The sequence below is a fragment of the Haloferax mucosum ATCC BAA-1512 genome (assembly GCF_000337815.1).
Lineage (GTDB): Archaea > Halobacteriota > Halobacteria > Halobacteriales > Haloferacaceae > Haloferax > Haloferax mucosum.
The window spans coordinates 36,620-54,081 of sequence record NZ_AOLN01000011.1 but is presented as its reverse complement, the minus strand read 5'-3'; the positions used below and the strand labels follow the sequence as shown (position 1 = coordinate 54,081).

The window sequence follows — 17,462 nt, the reverse complement described above, 5'->3', positions numbered from 1 at the left end:
GCTACCGCGTCGCCAGTTACCTTATTCTCGTAGCGAACCTACACGTGTGCATGAGCGGAGATGACTCGATAACCCTCACACAGAGAGCGTACCGAACCGTCACGCCCGGGTCGAAGATGCATCCGAACGCGTCGATGGACTCCATCGGCTGGGCAATCTTCCTCGGACTCGTCGTGCTCATGCTTCCGCTGTTGCCGTTCATCGCCATCGTCTACACGCTGTCGAAGCTGTTTGGCTACCTCGCGGCACAGCGCGGGACAGACACTGAGCCGTGAAAGAATAGAATGAATGCCAGACGCGGGGTTCGCGCGACTTACTCGTCGGCGAGACCGAGGAGGTCGAAGGCGTACCCGTTGTCGTTTTCGTTTGCGTGTTCGTACGCGACGTGCGCCGCCGCAACGTCCTGAATCGCAAGTCCGGTGGAGTCGAAGACGCTGATGCCGTCGTCGTCCGTGCGGCCGTCGAGTTCGCCGAGGACGATGTCGCCGATTGCGCCGTAGATGTCATCGTCGTCGAGGACGCCCTCGTGGTACGGGACGTTGATTTCACCGGAGTGAGTCGTCTGCGCGTGGTCGTCGATGACGAGTTTCGCGTCGAGGAGAATCTCGTCTGCAAGTTCGTGTTTCCCTTCGGCGTCGGCACCCATCGCGTTGATATGGGTGTGCTCGCCGACGGCGTCACGCGGGACGACGGGCGATTCGACGGGCGTCACCGTGGAGAGCACGTCGCATCCGGCGGCCGCTTCGATGGAGCCTGCGCGGATGTCGAAGTCGTCTTCGAAGGCGTCGATGAAGTCGGCGACGCGCTCTTCGTCGAGGTCGGAGACGACGACTTCCTCGATGTCGCGGACTTCGCTGATTGCACGAAGTTGGGTGTACGACTGGACGCCGGCACCGATGATACCCATCGAGGAGGCGTCCTCGACGGCGAGGTGGTCGGTGGCGACGGCGGCGGCCGCGCCCGTGCGGAGCATCGTCAGTTCGGTTCCGTCGAGAAGCGCGAGCGGGAAGGCCGTCTCGGGGTCCGAGTAAATCATCGTGCCCATGACGGTTGGCAGGTCGAACTTGTCGCCGTTGTCGGGGTGGACGTTGACCCACTTGATGCCCGCCGCGTCCCAGTCGCCCGCGTCGAGGTAGGCTGGCATCGACCGGAAGTCGCCGTTGTACTGCGGCAGGTCGATGTAGGATTTCGGCGGCATCTGAGCGTCACCGGACTCGTACGCACCGAAGGCGTCCTCGATTGCCGAGATAAGCTCCGGCATCTGAACGTTCTCGTGAACGTCGTCTTTGTTCAGGAGTAGCGTCTTGCGCATGGAGACACGTTGCCGTACCACCTACTTAGTTCGTTCTATTTCTGCATGGAAGTCCAAGCCTTTTAGAAAAAGTGAGATAATTATCCAACTTGTCCGAACTGTATCTATTTCACAGTTAGCTGTCTTCGGACGTTGGGGCGGCGGTAATCGATATCCTTCGTTCGGTTTCGGCGGTTCGTAGGGTACACGAGAACGTGCTGTTTGGTTCGCTGACGTAGTCCGAAACGTCCAGTTGGTGTGTCGCCGTCGCCTCGGCACCTGCTTCGACAGGGAACGAAAACTCGTTGAACGAATACATCCCCGTCATGTTGAGACACACACGAAAGACGCCATCGGTGGACGACGTGTTTCGAACTGTAATCGTCAATTCAGCCGCCTCGTCAATCGGAATCCGGTTTGGTCCCTCGAACGAGACGAGTTCGAACGTGGGGTGAGGACCAGCGATTCGCTCGGTTGTGTCGGTCGAAAGCGACCACGAAACGCCAGAGCCACCGTGTTCGAACTGTAGTCTGAGTTCAGTTGCGAACTCGTATTCTGCTGGAACGGTGAAGGCGAGCCATCCACGTTTTCCTGACGCTGGCGGATACGCGTCGCTGACCGTCGCCGTGTCCGGTTGGATGGCGTGGAGAGCGGCGTTCCCAACGTTCTCTCGCGGGGCGAAGTCGTCGTCTCCCGCGAGGAGACGGAACGATTCTTTTTCGGGTGGCGTTCCCGAGTCCGACTCGGCAGAGACGTTCACGAACACGACCCACTCGTCGTCGAGTCGCTCGATTGCGCCCCAATCGACGTTCGAGACGTAGAAAATTGACGCCTGCGGATGCACCCATCTCGGGGTGACGACCGCGTCTCCGACGGTCGCTTCTTCGCCGAACGACAGTGGTCCGGCCACTCCGGAGTCGGTTCGTCCGAGACATCCAGCGAGTCCGACTGCGGACCCAAGACCGCCGCCGATTCCGGCGAGGTAGTCACGTCTGGAGGGCATAGCCGCGGCTACTCGGGAGTCCACAATATGTCTTCTGTCTAAAATAATCGGGTTGTCGCGCGATACAGCAGTGGAAAGCGTGTGAGTGTGGCAGTTACGTGCCTAAGTTCACATCGCGCCGCCCATACCGCCCATGCCGCCCATGCCACCCATGCCGCCAGCGGGTGCGCCGCCTTCGTCGTCGTCGTTGCCGCCCGTGGAGAGGTCACCAGCGGCGATGATGTCGTCAATCTTGAGGACGAGGTTCGCGGCTTCGGAAGCAGAGGCAACGGCCTGCTCTTTCGCGTGGGCCGTCTCGACGACGCCGGCTTCGAAGGCGTCTTCGACTTCGCCCGTGAAGACGTTCAGGCCAGCGCGGACCTGTCCTTCTTCGTGGGCCGCGCGGAGATCGACGAGCGTGTCGATGGAGTCGAGACCGGCGTTTTCGGCGAGGACGCGCGGGACGAGTTCGAGCGCGTCGGCGAACGCCTCGACGGCGAGTTGCTCGCGGCCGGAGACGGAGTCAGCGTAGTTGCGGAGACGCGACGCGAGTTCGACTTCGATGGCACCGCCGCCAGCGAGGACGCGACCGTCCGCAACCGTCGAAGCAACGACATCGAGGGCGTCCTGTACGCCGCGTTCGAGTTCGTCAACGACGTGGTCGGTCGAGCCACGGAGGAGTAGCGTGACACCGTGGATGTCGTCGCCGATGCCTTCGACGTAGAACAGGTCGTCGTTGCTGTCGCGGCGGATGGACGCGCGACCGAGGTCGGCCGCTTCGATGGAGTCGAGGTCCGAGACGACGGCCGCACCCGTGAGGTTCTTGAGGAACTTGATATCGGACTTCTTCGTGCGGCGGACCGCGAGGATGCCTTCCTTGGCGAGGTAGTGCTGTGCGAGGTCGTCGATGCCCTTCTGACAGAAGACGACGTCTGCGCCGGATTCGACGATCTGTTCGACCTTCGATTTCAGCTGTGCCTCTTCTTGGTCGAGGAACTTCTGAAGCTGGTCGGGGCTTTCGATGGAGACGTTGGTGTCGATGTCCGTCTCTTCGACTTCGACCGGTTCGTTGAGGAGCAGGATGTCGGCCTCGTCGAACTGGGTCGGCATGTCGTCGTGGACCGGGTCCTTGTCGATGACGGCACCGGTGAGGAGTTCGGACTCGGACGCGGAGCGGCCGGTCTGCGTCTCGATGGAGATGTTTTCGAGGTCAACGACGTGAGAGCCGTCGTGGGCTTCGACGGTGACCTGCTTGACGGCGCGAACGATGAGGTCGGCGAGAAGCTCCTTGTTGAGTTCGGAGCTTTTGCCGGTCATCGAGGTCTCTGCGACCTTCTTCAGGAGGTCTTCGTCGTCGGGTTCGACGGACTCCGCGATGTCGTCGATTTCCTCGCGGGCCTTCTCGGAAGCGAGGTTGAAGCCGCGGATGATGGCCGTCGGGTGGATGTCCTGTTCGAGGAGGTCCTCGGCGTTCTTGAGGAGTTCACCCGCGATAGCGACCGCCGTCGTCGTGCCGTCGCCGGCTTCGTCTTCCTGCGTCTCGGCGACTTCAACGATCATTTCGGCCGTCGGGTTGTCGATGTCCATCTCCTTGAGGATGGTGACGCCGTCGTTCGTGATGGTCACGTCGCCCATCGAATCGACGAGCATCTTGTCCATCCCTTTGGGACCGAGTGTGGAACGTACTGCCTCGGCGACCGCTCGTGCGGCCCGGATGTTGTACGCCTGCGCGTCGCGGTCTTTGACGCGCTGTGCGTCCTCTCCCATGATGATCATCGGCTGACCCTGTTGCATTCGCTGGCTCATAGACACCTCCTGATTGTTTGTGATTCTATATAAGACTTGTGCTGGTTGCACTCATAGAAGAATCGAATCGAACGACTCGATTCGCGCGCAATCGCGTGACTGAGTCACCCTCCGTTCGATTCCCGGGAAACCTTTGTTATGCTATTTCACACCACAATGTGGGTCGATTCACCCGTATTTATATACTACTTGGGGGTTGATTCCTTCCAATGAATTGTCACTGTTCCGACGGCGAATGCGTCGTATCCCGAGTCGTCGCGGACGATTTGAATCGTGTTCGTTCCCTCGACGAGGTCCGCGCCGGTGATGGTATCCACCCAGTACTGCCAGCCGTCGTTCGGCGGGATATCGAATCCCGAGAGTGATTCACCGTTGATTTTGATTTCGTGTTCGTACTCGCCGACGTCGAACGCTTGGATGCCTATGTACGGCTCTCGCGGTTCGTCGGTCGGCACTTCGAACTCGAACGCGTCGGTCTCGTCGCCGACGTCGTCAGCCCAGTCGAGGGCCAACGTCTCGGTAGTCGGATGGAGATGCGACCCGATGAAGACGGTCGCGTAGTTCGCGTGGTGTGGCACGCTCTGGCATTTCGATGCTGTCGATAAAAATTCGCGTGGTCGAGTCGATACCGCCGCGCGCGGCGTCAGTCGTCCTCCGGTAGTTCGTCCGCGAGGAACTCGCCGGACGTCTCGTCGAGCATCGGCTCGTCGTCTTCTTCGTCTAACACCTCTAATTCTTGTTCGTACAACCGCTCGGTGAGTTGGGTCCGCTTGTTGAGGCCCTTCTTCTCGCGGCCAGATTTGGTGTCAGGCATTGTCAGTCGTGCTATTGGCACCCATGGGGATGAATGTTTTGTCCGCTATACTGATACAGACACTATGAAGACACCACCGAGTGGTGTCGATACGGGTGATATGGCAGGCACACCGTGACAGCACGTTCGAGTGCAGCGAAGTTGGTTCGCTCGAATCTTCTCATTCGGAGAAAACGAGGAGAAAAGTTACCTTCCTATCGTGCGTACGAAAGCGGTCGAAGTTCCGAGTCGGCGACGATGGGCGAGTCGAATTTAGCCGCGACGACGACGCGTCGCTTGGGGCATCGTTTCGAGCGACGTGCCAAGCGAGGCATTTGAGGTGCCGAGTGAATGTGAACTGCCGTAGTGGACGACGTGAGCGAATAGCCCTCGACCCGCTCTGTCAGCGCTCGCCCGAACGCACCGCCCGTGGCGCGACGAGCGGCGTCGCTATGTGAGTTGCGTTCGGAAGAAGCGCCAGGAGAGGGATTTGAACCCCCGATCCCAGAGGGAACACGCTTTCCAGGCGTGCGCCTTACCGCTCGGCCATCCTGGCTTACAACGCAACGTTCCCGCCTGGATAATTTAAGCCCTTCCTTTCCGTTCGAATCGCGGCTCGGTGACGTATGTCACAGCCGCGACGACGACGCCGGCGGCGACCGCCACTGCGGCGACCGCCGCGACCGACGCGCCGATACCGAGTCCGAGGAGGACCGCGCCCTGTGCGAGAACGCCGACGAGGAGTACACTTACGGCACCCCACGCGAGCGCGGACCGGCCCCGCGGACTCACTCCTCTTCGACGACCGCGATGGCCTCGATTTCGACGCCGACGCCCTTCGGGAGGTTACCGGCTTGGACGGCGGAGCGCGCCGGCGGCTCGTCGTCGAAGTACGTCTTGTACGTGTCGTTCATCTCCTCGAAGTCGTCGATATCGGCGAGGAAGACGGTCGTCTTCATCACGTCGCTCGCGTCCGCCCCAGCCTCGTCGAGGATGGCCATCACGTTGTCGAGCGACTGCGTGGTCTGGGTGGTGATGTCCTCGTCGTCGAGGAGTTCACCCTCCGGCGTCATGGGAATCTGGCCCGCCGTAAAGAGAAGCGAACCGTTGGTCGTTGCCTGACTGTACGCACCGACTGCGGCCGGCGCTTCGTCTGTTTCGATAATGCGCTTCATACGCGGCACGATTCGCCACGACATGATAAATTACGCGGGAACGGTCCGCGTCGTCGCCGACTCAGACCGACTTTCCGGACAGGCCGATACCCGTGGCGAACACGCCGGACGTGAGTAAAAGCCCCATCCCGAGCGCGGTGACGACGTCGCCCTCGCTGAGTGCGACTCCGGCGACGACGACACTCGACACGATCAGAAAGAGGCCGAGGAGCGTGAGCGGTTTCGTGAGCGATTCGAGGGTCGAGTTGGTGTTGGGGAGTGTGACCATGGGTTGTCTGGGTTTGGTGGAGTGTGGTTCGTTCAGGAGTACGATTCGCCCGTTTCGATGGGACCGCTGAACGTCGAATAGAGGATGCCGAAGTAGGTGAATACGAGCGGCAACAACAGAGCGGAGGCGACGCTCAGGATGTTCAGCGGCAGTATCGAGATGATGGCGTCCGAGACGGTCAGCCCCGCCGCGGGGTCGGCTAACGGGAACAGCAACACCGCGACGAGCGCGACGAGCGCGAATACGAGAATCGGGACGGTCCCGAACGCGAGCGTGTAGCGTTCCGCTCGGAGCGTAGCGAGGTAGCCGCCGGCCGCGACGAGGGTGACCACGACGAGCGCGAGCGGAAGTGGCGCGAGCAGTCCGATATCGGTCCGGAACACCACGAGATAGACGAGGGTGGCCACGACGAGCGCGAGATACGCGCCGATCGCTTTCGGTCCGTAGCCGACGATGTCGCGCCGGAGTGCGCCGCGCGTCTTCATGCCGAGAAAGCCGACGCCAGCAACGACGGTGAGCGCAACGACTGCCAGTCCGACGACGACGCCCGGAATCGACACGAGCGAGTCGATGCCGAGGAGCCAGTGTGCGGTGAACACGCCGAGGAAAAACGGCGCGCTCACGCTACCGGCGACGAAAGAGCGCCCCCACCACGTCTGCCACGTCTCGTCGTGGCGCTGTTCGTACATCTCGGGGGCGAGACCGCGGAGGATGAGCGCCCCGAGGATAGCGAACATGAGCAGGTAGTGGCGGCTAAAGAGGTTCGCGTACACGGCCGGGAACGCGGCGAAAAGCGCCCCGCCGAAGACGACGAGCCACACCTCGTTGCCGTCCCAAAACGGGCCGATTGCGGCCAGAAGCGTTTCGCGCTCTGCTTCGTCCTCTCGGGTCGCAAACAACGCCCCAACGCCGAAGTCGAAGCCGTCGAGGAACAGGAACATCCCGAGGATGAAAAACACAAGCCCGAACCAAAGCTCTTCGAGCGGAAGCCCGAACAGCGGGTCGGTTGCGAACGCGCCGTAATCAGTCATCGCCGGTCACCCCCGTGGATGCGGTTTGGGGAGTCGTTTTGAGACTGTCGAGGCTCGGCGGTCCCTCGCGGATGATACGCCGGATGACGTAGGTGTACAACCCGAGTAGTCCGGTGTACACCACCGCGAAGCCGACGAGCGTGAGCGTGGCCTCGAAGCCGGTGAGTCCCGGTGAGACGCCGTCGCTCGTCTTCAGAACGCCCTGAATGACCCACGGTTGGCGGCCGACTTCGGTGACAATCCAGCCGACTTCGACGGCGAAGATACCGAGGAGCGACGACCCGACGAACGCCTTGTGCAACAGGTCGTCGTCGTACAACTCGTCGGTCCACCAACGATACGCCGCCCAGAAGGCGAGCAAGATGAACCAGAAGCCAGCGGCGACCATGAGTCGGAACGACCAGAAGACGATGGCGACCGGCGGAGCCTCCGTCTCGAACTCGTTCAAGCCGGTGATTTCGGCTTGTGGGTCACCCCCACTTGCTAACCACGACGCGCCGCCGGGAATCCCGATGCCGAGCAGTTCCTTGGCGCGCGGGTCGGTGATGTGTTCGAGACTTGTCGGGACGGCGAAGATGTACTCCGGGACGTAGCTGTCCGTCTCCCAGACGGCCTCCATGGCGGCGAACTTCTGTGGTTGCGTCTCGTAGACGTGGCGACCGTAGGCGTCGCCGTGAATCGCCTGAAACGGCGCGGTCACCAAGAGGACGACGAGCGCGATTTTGAGTGTCTTCCGCCAGAAGCGCGCGTCGCCGCCGTCGTCATCGTTACCGATATCGCGTTGCCAGATGTGATACGCCGCGACGCCGGCCATGAACAGCGCGACCGAAAGTACCGCGGCGTTCTGCATGTGGACGAACATCCACGGGAACCGCGGGTTGGCGTATGCCGCGATTGGGTCAACGAGCGAGACGACGAGTTGGCCGCTCTCGCTGGCGAGTTCGTAGCCACGGGGCGTCTGCATCCACGAGTTGGCGATAAGAATCCAGACCGCTGAGAGCCACGTTCCGAGACCCACTGCGACGGCAGAAACCATGTAGAGCGCGTCCGAGACCTTCTCGCGGCCGAAGACGAACACGCCGAGGAACGTCGCCTCAAGCATGAACGCCATCATCCCCTCCGCCGCTAACGGCCCGCCGAACAACTCGCCCGCGGCGGTCGAGAACGCGGCGAAGTTCGTCCCGAACTCGAATTCGAGGACGATACCGGTCACCGTCCCGACGACGAAGGAGATGGCGAAAATCTTCGTCCAGAACCGTCTGAGTTGTTCGTACACCGGGTCGTCGGTGCGGATGTCCTTCCACGTGAAGTAGATGAGAAACGGTGCGAGACCCATGCTCATCACGGGGAAGATGATGTGGACGATGGTGGTAAGCGCGAACTGCAACCGGCTGGCGATTACTGGGTCGAGCATAGTTGAGGGTGGTGGGCGCAGGGCAGACGGCTGGCTGGCGACAGGGTGCCCGTAAAACACCTCTGTATGCAGGGGACGTTAATGCAATCGTGCTTCCCAAAATCTGAAAACCATCAGAGGAGGCTTGAGACCGGTGAATTCTACATAATCATACAGCAAAAAAGCGGTCCGACGGGGGCTGGGGTGTCCCAGTGCGTCTCGATGTGGGTCGAGAGGCGGGACGTCGGTAGCCGACACCCGAGACGTGTTTCAGTCGAGGACTTCGACGTCGTACCCCTGCCCACGGAGGGCCGACAGCACTTCATCTACGTGTTCCGGCCCCCGCATTTCGAGGTCGAGTTCGACTTCGGTGGCGTTCAACGCAATCTTCCGTGAGGTGCGGTCGTGGCGGACGGCGTAGATGTTCGCCTTCTTGTCGGCGATAATCTCGATGAGTTGTTCGAGCGACCCGGGTCGGTCCTTGAGTTCGGTTCGAATCTTGAGGTACCGGCCCGTCTCGACGAGACCGCGCATCAACACGGTCGTCAGCGTGTTCATGTCGATGTTCCCGCCGCACAGCGCGGGGACGATGACCTCGTCGTCCTCGTAGTCGAATCTCTCGAAGAGAAGCGCCGCGAGTGCGACCGCGCCCGCGCCCTCGACGAGCGTCTTCGAGCGTTCGAGCAGGTACGTGAGCGCGACGGCGATTTCCTCGTCGGAGACCGTCACGACCTCGTCGACGCGCTCTTGGATGACTTCGAAGGTCTTGTCGCCCATCCGGCGGACGGCGATGCCGTCGGCGATTGTGTCGGCCTCGTCAAGCGTCTGTACCGACCCCTTCTTGAGCGAGTCGGCGACGCTGGAGGCCTTTTCGGCCTGCACACCGATGACGCGCGCGTCGGGATGCTGCTCTTTGATTGCGGTCGAGATACCCGAGATGAGACCGCCGCCGCCGATTGGAACGACGACGGTGTCGAGAGACGGACAGTCTTCGAGAATTTCGAGTCCGATAGTTCCCTGTCCGGCCATCACGTACTCGTCGTCGAAGGCGTGGACGTACGTCCGGCCTTCCGCGGCTTCGATTTCGTGGGCTTTCGCCTGCGCCTCGTCGTAGTCCGTGCCGTGGAGGACGACGTTGCCGCCGTAGCGCTCCGTGGCTTTCACCTTGGAGATGGGCGCGTGCTCGGGCATCACGATTTTCGAATCGACGCCCGCCCGCGTTGCCGCGAGTGCGACGCCTTGCGCGTGGTTTCCGGCGCTGGCGGTCACGACGCCCGCGTCCTTTTCTTCCTCCGAGAGCGTGGTGATGCGGTTCGTCGCGCCGCGAATCTTGAACGACCCCGTCCGCTGTGAGTTTTCGAGTTTCAGGTGCACTTCGGCACCTGTCATGTCGGAGAACGTGTGGGAGTACTCAAGTGGTGTCCGTCGTGCAACATTTTCGACGCGTTCACGAGCGGCGTGAATATCGGCAAGAGAGAGCATAAACGGAACTCTATGGGGTTGGTGTTTAATCGTTTGGGATTCGCTCGCCCTGAGTCCGTGCTGGCGATGCACACGTCGCCCGCGCGCGAACATCTCGCAGACCGGAGTCTGACGAGCGATTCGGCTACCGAGGTAAGAATGGGGGAAAGGGGGAATGCACGCGTGTGACGTGCAAGTTGTCTACTGGTCTCTGTACATATAAACGTCCCCCACCCGGAGTGAAAGTGTAATCGCAAGACATAATCGGGGTCCGAAGCTCGTCTGACGCTCGTCATTCGTGTGTCGGCTTCGCCAGAGTGCCCGCGAGCGATAGTCGAATCTCTGATAGTTTGGGTGATAGTAACACGCTCTGTCCCGAGGCGAACGATGGAGCGACGGCGCGACGGCACGACGGAACGACGTGCACACTCCCGAGCGCCACAGGTCACACGCGACCGTGAGTCGCCCGAAGCCGACGGTACCGGGTCGCTCACGTTCGAACGCGCATCCGCTCGTCGGTTCTCGCCGTCGTAGTCGTCTCAAAAAACGGGCAGTCGTCGGTCGCCGCCGTCTAGTGGGTCGTGAATACCGTCTGCGTCTCTTATCGCTCGTCGAGCGCCGGGAAGTCGAGGTCTGTGTCCCCGGTGTAGCGAGCGCGCGGGCGAATGAGACGGTTGTCGTCGTACTGTTCGAGGACGTGCGCAATCCACCCGCCGACGCGGGAGACAGCGAAGATGGGCGTGTAGAGGTCTATCGGGATGCCCATCTGGTAGTACGTCGAAGCGGAGTAGAAGTCGACGTTGGGTGCGAGACCCTTCTCGCCGCTGATGTACTCCTCGACTGCGACCGACATCTCGTACCACTTCATGTCGCCTGCGGCCTTGCCGAGCGCCTCGGACTTCTCGCCGAGAATCTTCGCGCGCGGGTCCTTGACGTTGTAGACGCGGTGTCCGAATCCGGCGACGCGCTCGCCGCGGTCGAGGGCGTCTTTGACCCACTCGACGGGGTCCATGTCGCTGTCGTCAACGTCCTTCAGCATGCGCATGACGTTCGCGTTCGCGCCGCCGTGGAGCGACCCCGAGAGCGTACCGACCGCGGAGGTGACCGCGCTGTACATATCCGAGAGCGTGGACGCGGTGACCATCGCGGAGAACGTCGAGGCGTTCAGTCCGTGGTCGGCGTGCAACACGAGCGCCATGTCGAACGTCTCGGCGAGTACCTCGTTCGGTTCTTCGCCGTTGAGCATGTAGAGGAAATTCGCGGCGTGATTCAGGTCGCTATTCGGTGCGACGTAGTCGTCGCCGCGGCGGAACCGAGCGTAAGCGGCGAGCACCGACGGCATCTTGGCCGTGATGCGCTTTGCCTTTTCGAGGTTGACCTCGCGGTCGGTCACGTCCTCGAAGTCGGCGTGTTCGTCGTACGCCGACATCGCGGAGACGAGCGTCCGAAGCGCGGCCATCGGCGACTCGTCCTGTTCGGCGAGTTCGCGTGCCACGTCGAGGATGCCGTCGCCGAGGTCGCGGTGGGCCGCCAGTTCGTCGGAGAACTCGTCGAGTTCCGAACTGGTCGGAAGTTCACCGTGCCACAGGAGATAGAGAACCTCCTCGTAACTCGCGTCGCGTGCGAGGTCTTCGATGGCGTAGCCGCGATAGATAAGTTGTCCCGCGTCGCCGTCGATGAAACTGAGCTCCGATTCGGTGACCAGCACACCTTCCAGCCCCCGCTTCAGTTCGCCTGACATACCCGGAAGATTGCTTACCATATCAAAAAAGCGTTATCGTTTTATCGCATATGTTATCGACCGCCATACACATACCATAGCAACGCTATCTTGCGATTTTTCACATCCACCGAGCCTAACCCCGACTTCGACGATTGTCGTCATTCAATAGCCTCTTAAAATCCCGCTCGGTTTGTCGGACTCACCCGCGAGGTCATATGGTCTGCCGGCGTACCACGACCGAGAGACGGTGCCACCGATATTCCTGACAAGTCTTTTAGCGTCACGTCGTGAAGGCGGGCGCATGAATCCGGAGGACATCGAGTACGAGCCTGTCAGCGTGAAGGCGGTCCTCGCCGAGATGAAAGACACCGCCGAGTTGCTCATCGACCTCTCGTACTCGGCTGTCCTCCACGGGAACGACGAACTCGCGGCCGAGGTCCTCGGTCTCGAAGAGCGGATGGACATCCTCCAGTTGCAAGCGCGCATGAGCCTGATGATGGCCGCGCGCAGTCCCGAGGACGCCGAAGAACTCGCGCCCGTTCTCGGCGTCGTCGGCGCGGCGGAGAAGATTTCCGACGCCGCGGGCGACATCGCCAAGATCGTCATCGAGGACATCGGCCTGCCGGACGCTATCCGCGCCGCGCTCCCCGAGGCCATCGAGACGACGATTCGGTGCGAACTCACCGACGATTCGGTCTACGCCGACCGGACGCTCGGCGACATCAACATGGAGACCGAGACGGGCGTCCGCATCGTCGCTATCCACCGCTCCGGCGAGTGGGTGACGAACCCGGACCACGAGACGATGCTCCGCGCGGGCGACGTGCTTCTCCTCCGTGGCCGCGACGACGGTCTCAGAACCGTCCACGAAGCGGCGACCGGCGTCAAATACGACCCGCCGGACGTGCCGGAACCGACGATAGAAGACCTCGAACGCGCTGTCGATTCCATCGTGCTCATGAAAGACATGAGCGAACTCGCTGTGGACCTCGCTTACGGAGCCGTCTTGTTCGACAGCGAGGGCGTCGCAGAAGAGGTCGAAGAACTCGAAGCGGAAGTCGATGCGCTCAAATCGCGGTTCGAGGCGTGGACGCTCCGGGCCGCGAGTCGCATCGAAGACCCCGTGTCGCTCCGCGGACTCGTCCATCTCGCGGGCGCGACCGAGATGATAAGCGACGCCGCCCTCGAAATCGCCGAGGGCGTCCTCCGCGGCATCGACGCACACCCCGTCGTCGCCGCCGCGGTCAAAGAGTCCGACGAAGTCATCATCCGCCTCCGCGTCGCACCCAAAAGCACCCTCGCGGAGGCCACACTCGGCGACCGGCGCGTCAAAACCGAAACCGGGATGCGCGTCATCGCGGTCCGCCGCACCGGTGGCCGCGAGTGGGTCGTCTCGCCGGGGTCGGACACCCGCCTCCACGGCGGCGACCTCATCATCGCCAAGGGAACCCGCGCCGGGGCCGAACGCCTCGGCGAACTCGTCGGCGACGAACGCGAATTCGACGGGTAACGCGAGTAACGCGGTCGGCGTGGGGTGTCTGAACCGGCGTTTCGCCGCTTTGTCTCTTCACCGTCTCGTCGCTTCGCTGTTTGGCCGCTTCCCACTCTGTCGCTCTCTCAGACCGTCTTGCTCAACCGATACGCCGACACGACCGTCAGCACCGTCGCAACGAGGAGCGCTGTCGCCGACGCGAGGACGAACGCGAGAATGAGGAACCAGCCTTCCGGACCGAGAACGGGGTATTGGCGCGTCCCTTGGAACGGCCCGAACAGTTCGAGGACGCGGAAGAGGTAGGCGGTCGCGGCGAGGCCGAACCCGACAACTACGCCGATAGCGGCGTTTCGCGGCACGTCGAGTGCCTGTACGAGACCCCCCGCTGGCGGCCGCTCGGGAACGTCGTCTGTCACGGTCGCCAGTTGCAACCGCGAGACCAAAGCGGCACCGCTTTTCGCCGACGAGTATTGCCGGACCGAACTCCTAAAGGGAAATGGGGCCGAGTTTCGCGGTATGATTACCTTGGGAACGGCGAGTGCGGCCCCCGGGGAGATGGACGTGGGCCGCCTCGAGGTGGGTGAGTCCCGCGACGGCGGGACTGTCGGCCTGCCCGTCGCCGTCATCAACGGTGCGTCGCCCGGAAAGACGCTCTACATGCAGGCCGCCTCGGATGGCGACGAACTCAACGGCGTCGGCGTCGTCCAGCGCGTCGTTCCGCAACTCGACCCCGCAGAGATTTCGGGAACGATTCTCGTCGTCGGTATCGTCAACTATCACGCGTTTCAGGTCGCCCAACACCGCAACCCCATCGACGACACGAAGATGAATCGCGCGTACCCGGGCGACGAACGCGGCACCTCGTCGGAACGCATCGCCGCCGCGACGTTCGAGGCCGCCCGTCGCGCCGACCTCATCTTGGACCTCCATCAGGGTTCGACGAGCCGGATGATAAACGAGGTTCGCGTCCGCTGTGGTCGCCACCACCGAATGCACGCGAAGTGTCTCCGCCTCGCCAAGACCTTCGGGTGCGGCTACGTCCTCGACCAGAAAGGCCCGGACGGCCAACTGGCGCGCGCCGGCCCGGACGCCGGTATCCCGACTATCGACCCCGAACTCGGTGGCTGTGTCGGCTGGGACGAAGAGAGCATCGAGAAGGGCGTCCAAGGCGTCCACAACGTCCTCCGCGACTACGGCTTCGTTGACGGCGACGTGGAACTCGAAGCGCAGACTCGCGCCCGTGGATTCGACCAGTACGGGTCGCCCGTCGGCGGTCTCGTCCGGTTCAAACGCGAACTCGGCGAACGCATCTCGACCGGCGACGTCGTCTTCGAAGTGACAGACGTGTTCGGGTCGCTCAAGGCCCGCGTCACAGCCGACCACGACGGCATCTTCTGGCGCGCTCGCCGCCTTCCACAGGTCGCCTCCGGCGAGTACGTCTGTTCTGTCGGCATCGACCTCGATACGTACTAAGCTCACCCTACCATGACTACACCTTCCCTCCCGTCCCGACTTCGACTCGCGTGTGATTCCTGTGAAACCACGTACGACGAGTGGCGCTGGCGCTGTTCGTGCGGTGCGCCGCTCGACTTCGATGTACAACCACGACCGACGCCCGCCTCGGCGACACCCGCTGACGCCGACTTCGACTACCGCCGCGGTCTCTGGGCGTTCGACGACTTCCTCCCGACGACGCCGCAGGCCAGCCTCGGCGAGGGAATGACGCCGCTCGTGGATGCGCCCGAGTGGGAAGCCTCGTTCAAGCTTGAGTACGTCTTTCCCACCGGGTCGTTCAAAGACCGCGGCGCGACGTCGACGCTCTCTGTCGCGTTGGAACTCGGCGTTGACCGCGTCGTCGAGGATTCGTCGGGGAACGCCGGTGCCGCAATCGCAACCTACGCCGCCCGCGCCGGCATCGACGCGGAAATCTACGTCCCCGCGTCGGTCAAGCCCGCGAAAGTGCGCGCTATCGAGCGCGCCGGTGCGAACCCGGTCCGTATCGAAGGGACGCGCCAAGATGTGACCGACGCGTGCATCGAGGAAGTCGAAAACGGAAACGCATGGTACGCGAGCCACGCGTGGAACCCGGCGTTCTTCGCGGGGACGGCGACTTTTGCGTACGAAGTCGCCGCCCAGCGAGACTGGTCGGTCCCCGACGCCGTGGTCACGCCGCTGGGTCACGGAACGCTCTTTCTCGGCGCGTACCGCGGGTTCCGCGCGCTCTACGACGCCGGGTGGATAGACCGGATGCCGGAACTCTACGGCGCGCAGGCCGCCGGCTACGCCCCAATCGCCGACGCCCGACACCACACGACAGACGAGACAAACGACGTGGCCGACGGCATCCAGATTCACAATCCCGTCCACGAGACGGAGATTCACGAGGCACTCGACGAGACCGGCGGCGACGCAATCGCGCTCTCGGCCGACGCCGTCGAAGACGAACTCGACAGACTCCACCGGCACGGCTTTTACACCGAACCGACGTGCGCCGTCGCGCCCGCCGCGCTCCGCGAACTCCGACTCGCAGGCACGCTCTCGGCCGACGCCGACGTGGTCGTGCCGCTGACAGGGAGCGGTCTGAAGTCCTAACTCGCGGTGAGGCCGTGACTCGCGGCGTTTTCGACGTCCGAACGACTCGTTTTAGCTCCGAAAAAAGCTCACTGCGCGCGGGTGTCGCCCGTGGTTCCGGCGTCAGTGTTTTGCGTCTCTTTGTAGGTGTTGAAGTCGAGCGCGTCGTTGAGCGGGCATTTCTGAGTTACCGCGGTCGTCGCAAGGACTGCGCCGACGAGGAGCGCCGCAACTGCGATAACGACCCCGAGTGTTCCCGCGGCAATCGTCAGGAATCCCGCCAGTGCCGCGGCGCCGACGATGATGAGCGCCGGTCCGAGGACGGCGCGCGCGATACGGTCGTATCCGCCAACATTCTTCTCCATGGTTGTCTCACCGTGTATGTGTATGACGCCCACACATGAATCAGTTACCGGAGATTCTCAGAAGCGAAGAACTGTGAGTGTCGCGGCGGCGTATGTGTCGATGATGATTTGATTTCCGCTGTCGATACTCGAGCGATGTCTTCACTCGCGTTTCTCCTCCCCAGCGACGACGAACCAATCGGGCGCTTTCTCGCCCTCACGCTCGTTGTCTACCTCGTGTTGACTGGTTTCGCAGGCGTCTGGCAACTGCTTTTGGCGATGGTCATCGCGCTTACCATCTGGACCATCGTGGTGACGATTCAGGGGTACCGGTACGGGCTCCTCGAAGGAACAGTCTGACTGAGACCGACCCGCGCCGCCGAGGTCACTGCCGCGTTTCCCAATCGATCCACTCTTGTTCCCAGCCGTGGCCGGCGTGCCAGCCGCGGCCTTCGTACTCGGGGTCCTCACGACGGGTTCGGTTTCGAACGATGCTGCCGGTCTGTTCGCCATCGACGAGCAACGGTTTGAACGAGAGCGGGCCGAACGTCTCGGCGACGTCACCATCTTCGATGGCGACGAGCGTCTGCTCGCCGACGCCTTTCGGCATGACCAGTCGGCCGCCGTCTTCGAGTTGCGCGAGGAGCGTACGCGGCGGTTCGACCGCCGAGGCTTCGACGAGGATACCGTCGAACGGGGCGTACTCTGCGAGTCCGTCCGCACCGTCGCGGCAGTCTACGAGGACGCCCCCGTAGCCCGCGCGCTGGAGGTTTTCCCGCGCTTCGTAGACGAGTCGACGGGTGATATCGACCGCGTGCACCCGGGAGTCGCCGACGATTTCGGCGAGTACGGCGGCCGTGTAGCCAACGCCCGCGCCGACGACGAGCACGTTATCTTCGGGTTGCGGGTCGAACGCGGCGAGGAGGCGAGCGACTGTCGTGGGCGAGAGAATGGTCGTGTTCGTCTCGCGGTGTTCTGTCGGGCGGTTCTGGTACGGTGAATCGGTGACGAACTCGTGGCGCGGGACACTGCGCAGTGCGAGGCCGACGGCCTCGGGGAGCGGGCCGAGCGACTGCTCTAACCCGTCCACCATGTCTTCGCGCAGGACCGAATTGTCCATGTTCGAACTCGG

At 62.5% G+C, this 17,462-nt stretch carries 21 protein-coding genes and 1 tRNA gene; 6 read left to right on the top strand and 16 right to left on the bottom strand.

Annotated features, from left to right (window positions below):
• Nucleotides 1–50 precede the first annotated feature (50 nt).
• Nucleotides 51–275, top strand: a complete 225-nt coding sequence (locus tag C440_RS06985) for a DUF7535 family protein (RefSeq protein WP_008319640.1) — start codon at nucleotides 51–53, stop codon at nucleotides 273–275.
• A gap of 38 nt (nucleotides 276–313) precedes the next feature.
• Here C440_RS06985 and C440_RS06980 read toward each other — a convergent pair whose 3' ends face one another.
• The 12 genes from C440_RS06980 to ilvA all read right to left on the bottom strand — a co-directional run bounded on the left by C440_RS06980 (nucleotide 314) and on the right by ilvA (nucleotide 10,221).
• Complete coding sequence (locus C440_RS06980; RefSeq protein WP_008319639.1) at nucleotides 314–1,312, bottom strand: alanine dehydrogenase; 999 nt, start codon at nucleotides 1,310–1,312, stop codon at nucleotides 314–316.
• A gap of 115 nt (nucleotides 1,313–1,427) precedes the next feature.
• Complete coding sequence (locus tag C440_RS18045; protein ID WP_008319638.1) at nucleotides 1,428–2,294, bottom strand: hypothetical protein; 867 nt, start codon at nucleotides 2,292–2,294, stop codon at nucleotides 1,428–1,430.
• Nucleotides 2,295–2,402: 108 nt separating this feature from the next.
• Nucleotides 2,403–4,049 carry a thermosome subunit beta gene (gene thsB / locus C440_RS06965; protein ID WP_008319637.1) on the bottom strand — a complete coding sequence of 549 codons (1,647 nt, stop codon included), beginning with the start codon at nucleotides 4,047–4,049 and terminating at the stop codon, nucleotides 2,403–2,405.
• Nucleotides 4,050–4,264: 215 nt separating this feature from the next.
• Nucleotides 4,265–4,657 (bottom strand): DUF7383 domain-containing protein, encoded by a 393-nt coding sequence (locus C440_RS06960; RefSeq protein WP_008319636.1) that lies wholly within the window; start codon nucleotides 4,655–4,657, stop codon nucleotides 4,265–4,267.
• A gap of 65 nt (nucleotides 4,658–4,722) precedes the next feature.
• Nucleotides 4,723–4,893 carry a hypothetical protein gene (locus C440_RS17705; RefSeq protein WP_008319635.1) on the bottom strand — a complete coding sequence of 57 codons (171 nt, stop codon included), beginning with the start codon at nucleotides 4,891–4,893 and terminating at the stop codon, nucleotides 4,723–4,725.
• Nucleotides 4,894–5,347: 454 nt separating this feature from the next.
• Nucleotides 5,348–5,428: transfer RNA gene (locus tag C440_RS06955), tRNA-Ser, on the bottom strand.
• A gap of 29 nt (nucleotides 5,429–5,457) precedes the next feature.
• Nucleotides 5,458–5,664 (bottom strand): hypothetical protein, encoded by a 207-nt coding sequence (locus tag C440_RS06950; RefSeq protein ID WP_008319634.1) that lies wholly within the window; start codon nucleotides 5,662–5,664, stop codon nucleotides 5,458–5,460.
• On the bottom strand, nucleotides 5,661–6,047 hold the full coding sequence (locus C440_RS06945; protein WP_008319632.1) for a Rid family detoxifying hydrolase: 387 nt from the start codon (nucleotides 6,045–6,047) through the stop codon (nucleotides 5,661–5,663). The genes C440_RS06950 and C440_RS06945 overlap by 4 nt, the downstream gene beginning before the upstream one ends.
• Before the next feature lie 61 nt (nucleotides 6,048–6,108).
• The gene (locus C440_RS06940; RefSeq protein ID WP_008319630.1) at nucleotides 6,109–6,315 is read right to left on the bottom strand and encodes a hypothetical protein; all 207 of its coding nucleotides are present in this window, start codon (nucleotides 6,313–6,315) and stop codon (nucleotides 6,109–6,111) included.
• Nucleotides 6,316–6,347: 32 nt separating this feature from the next.
• On the bottom strand, nucleotides 6,348–7,346 hold the full coding sequence (locus tag C440_RS06935) for a cytochrome d ubiquinol oxidase subunit II (protein WP_008319629.1): 999 nt from the start codon (nucleotides 7,344–7,346) through the stop codon (nucleotides 6,348–6,350).
• Complete coding sequence (locus C440_RS06930; RefSeq protein ID WP_008319628.1) at nucleotides 7,339–8,760, bottom strand: cytochrome ubiquinol oxidase subunit I; 1,422 nt, start codon at nucleotides 8,758–8,760, stop codon at nucleotides 7,339–7,341. The genes C440_RS06935 and C440_RS06930 overlap by 8 nt, the downstream gene beginning before the upstream one ends.
• A gap of 249 nt (nucleotides 8,761–9,009) precedes the next feature.
• Complete coding sequence (ilvA, locus tag C440_RS06925; protein WP_008319627.1) at nucleotides 9,010–10,221, bottom strand: threonine ammonia-lyase; 1,212 nt, start codon at nucleotides 10,219–10,221, stop codon at nucleotides 9,010–9,012.
• Nucleotides 10,222–10,587: 366 nt separating this feature from the next.
• Here ilvA and C440_RS17500 point away from each other — a divergent pair, with 366 nt between their 5' ends.
• Entirely contained in the window at nucleotides 10,588–10,734 is a 147-nt protein-coding gene (locus tag C440_RS17500; RefSeq protein WP_161605920.1) for a hypothetical protein, read from the top strand.
• A 67-nt stretch (nucleotides 10,735–10,801) separates the two neighbouring features.
• Here C440_RS17500 and citZ read toward each other — a convergent pair whose 3' ends face one another.
• Nucleotides 10,802–11,941 carry a citrate synthase gene (gene citZ / locus C440_RS06920; protein WP_008319626.1) on the bottom strand — a complete coding sequence of 380 codons (1,140 nt, stop codon included), beginning with the start codon at nucleotides 11,939–11,941 and terminating at the stop codon, nucleotides 10,802–10,804.
• 283 nt (nucleotides 11,942–12,224) lie between these two features.
• Between citZ and C440_RS06915 the strand changes: the two genes are divergently transcribed.
• Nucleotides 12,225–13,433, top strand: a complete 1,209-nt coding sequence (locus tag C440_RS06915) for a potassium channel family protein (protein WP_008319625.1) — start codon at nucleotides 12,225–12,227, stop codon at nucleotides 13,431–13,433.
• 107 nt (nucleotides 13,434–13,540) lie between these two features.
• Here the strand turns inward: C440_RS06915 and C440_RS06910 are convergent, their stop codons facing one another.
• Complete coding sequence (locus C440_RS06910) at nucleotides 13,541–13,858, bottom strand: DUF7536 family protein (protein ID WP_008319624.1); 318 nt, start codon at nucleotides 13,856–13,858, stop codon at nucleotides 13,541–13,543.
• A 73-nt stretch (nucleotides 13,859–13,931) separates the two neighbouring features.
• On the opposite strand from C440_RS06910, the gene C440_RS06905 reads away from it, so the two are divergent.
• Nucleotides 13,932–14,888, top strand: coding sequence for a succinylglutamate desuccinylase/aspartoacylase family protein (locus C440_RS06905; RefSeq protein ID WP_008319623.1), 957 nt, complete (start codon nucleotides 13,932–13,934; stop codon nucleotides 14,886–14,888).
• 12 nt (nucleotides 14,889–14,900) lie between these two features.
• Nucleotides 14,901–16,007 (top strand): pyridoxal-phosphate dependent enzyme, encoded by a 1,107-nt coding sequence (locus C440_RS06900; RefSeq protein ID WP_008319622.1) that lies wholly within the window; start codon nucleotides 14,901–14,903, stop codon nucleotides 16,005–16,007.
• A gap of 68 nt (nucleotides 16,008–16,075) precedes the next feature.
• On the opposite strand, the gene C440_RS06895 is transcribed toward C440_RS06900, so the two are convergent.
• Nucleotides 16,076–16,351 (bottom strand): YgaP family membrane protein, encoded by a 276-nt coding sequence (locus tag C440_RS06895; RefSeq protein ID WP_008319620.1) that lies wholly within the window; start codon nucleotides 16,349–16,351, stop codon nucleotides 16,076–16,078.
• Between the two features lie 135 nt (nucleotides 16,352–16,486).
• On the opposite strand from C440_RS06895, the gene C440_RS06890 reads away from it, so the two are divergent.
• Complete coding sequence (locus C440_RS06890; RefSeq protein ID WP_008319619.1) at nucleotides 16,487–16,690, top strand: hypothetical protein; 204 nt, start codon at nucleotides 16,487–16,489, stop codon at nucleotides 16,688–16,690.
• Nucleotides 16,691–16,715: 25 nt separating this feature from the next.
• On the opposite strand, the gene C440_RS06885 is transcribed toward C440_RS06890, so the two are convergent.
• Nucleotides 16,716–17,450, bottom strand: coding sequence for a protein-L-isoaspartate O-methyltransferase family protein (locus tag C440_RS06885; protein ID WP_008319618.1), 735 nt, complete (start codon nucleotides 17,448–17,450; stop codon nucleotides 16,716–16,718).
• Nucleotides 17,451–17,462 lie beyond the last annotated feature (12 nt).

Bases quoted from the DNA above. Each gene is read 5' to 3' on its own strand.
- C440_RS06980 (WP_008319639.1), bottom strand. From the start codon at position 1,312: ATGCGCAAGACGCTACTCCTGAACAAAGACGACGTTCACGAGAACGTT.
- C440_RS06890 (WP_008319619.1), top strand. From the start codon at position 16,487: ATGTCTTCACTCGCGTTTCTCCTCCCCAGCGACGACGAACCAATCGGG.
- C440_RS06940 (WP_008319630.1), bottom strand. From the start codon at position 6,315: ATGGTCACACTCCCCAACACCAACTCGACCCTCGAATCGCTCACGAAA.
- C440_RS06985 (WP_008319640.1), top strand. From the start codon at position 51: ATGAGCGGAGATGACTCGATAACCCTCACACAGAGAGCGTACCGAACC.
- C440_RS17500 (WP_161605920.1), top strand. From the start codon at position 10,588: ATGGAGCGACGGCGCGACGGCACGACGGAACGACGTGCACACTCCCGA.
- C440_RS06905 (WP_008319623.1), top strand. From the start codon at position 13,932: ATGATTACCTTGGGAACGGCGAGTGCGGCCCCCGGGGAGATGGACGTG.
- C440_RS06885 (WP_008319618.1), bottom strand. From the start codon at position 17,450: ATGGACAATTCGGTCCTGCGCGAAGACATGGTGGACGGGTTAGAGCAG.
- citZ (WP_008319626.1), bottom strand. From the start codon at position 11,941: ATGTCAGGCGAACTGAAGCGGGGGCTGGAAGGTGTGCTGGTCACCGAA.
- C440_RS06900 (WP_008319622.1), top strand. From the start codon at position 14,901: ATGACTACACCTTCCCTCCCGTCCCGACTTCGACTCGCGTGTGATTCC.
- ilvA (WP_008319627.1), bottom strand. From the start codon at position 10,221: ATGCTCTCTCTTGCCGATATTCACGCCGCTCGTGAACGCGTCGAAAAT.
- C440_RS06935 (WP_008319629.1), bottom strand. From the start codon at position 7,346: ATGACTGATTACGGCGCGTTCGCAACCGACCCGCTGTTCGGGCTTCCG.
- C440_RS06945 (WP_008319632.1), bottom strand. From the start codon at position 6,047: ATGAAGCGCATTATCGAAACAGACGAAGCGCCGGCCGCAGTCGGTGCG.
- C440_RS06895 (WP_008319620.1), bottom strand. From the start codon at position 16,351: ATGGAGAAGAATGTTGGCGGATACGACCGTATCGCGCGCGCCGTCCTC.
- C440_RS06915 (WP_008319625.1), top strand. From the start codon at position 12,225: ATGAATCCGGAGGACATCGAGTACGAGCCTGTCAGCGTGAAGGCGGTC.
- C440_RS17705 (WP_008319635.1), bottom strand. From the start codon at position 4,893: ATGCCTGACACCAAATCTGGCCGCGAGAAGAAGGGCCTCAACAAGCGG.
- C440_RS18045 (WP_008319638.1), bottom strand. From the start codon at position 2,294: ATGCCCTCCAGACGTGACTACCTCGCCGGAATCGGCGGCGGTCTTGGG.
- thsB (WP_008319637.1), bottom strand. From the start codon at position 4,049: ATGATCATCATGGGAGAGGACGCACAGCGCGTCAAAGACCGCGACGCG.
- C440_RS06930 (WP_008319628.1), bottom strand. From the start codon at position 8,760: ATGCTCGACCCAGTAATCGCCAGCCGGTTGCAGTTCGCGCTTACCACC.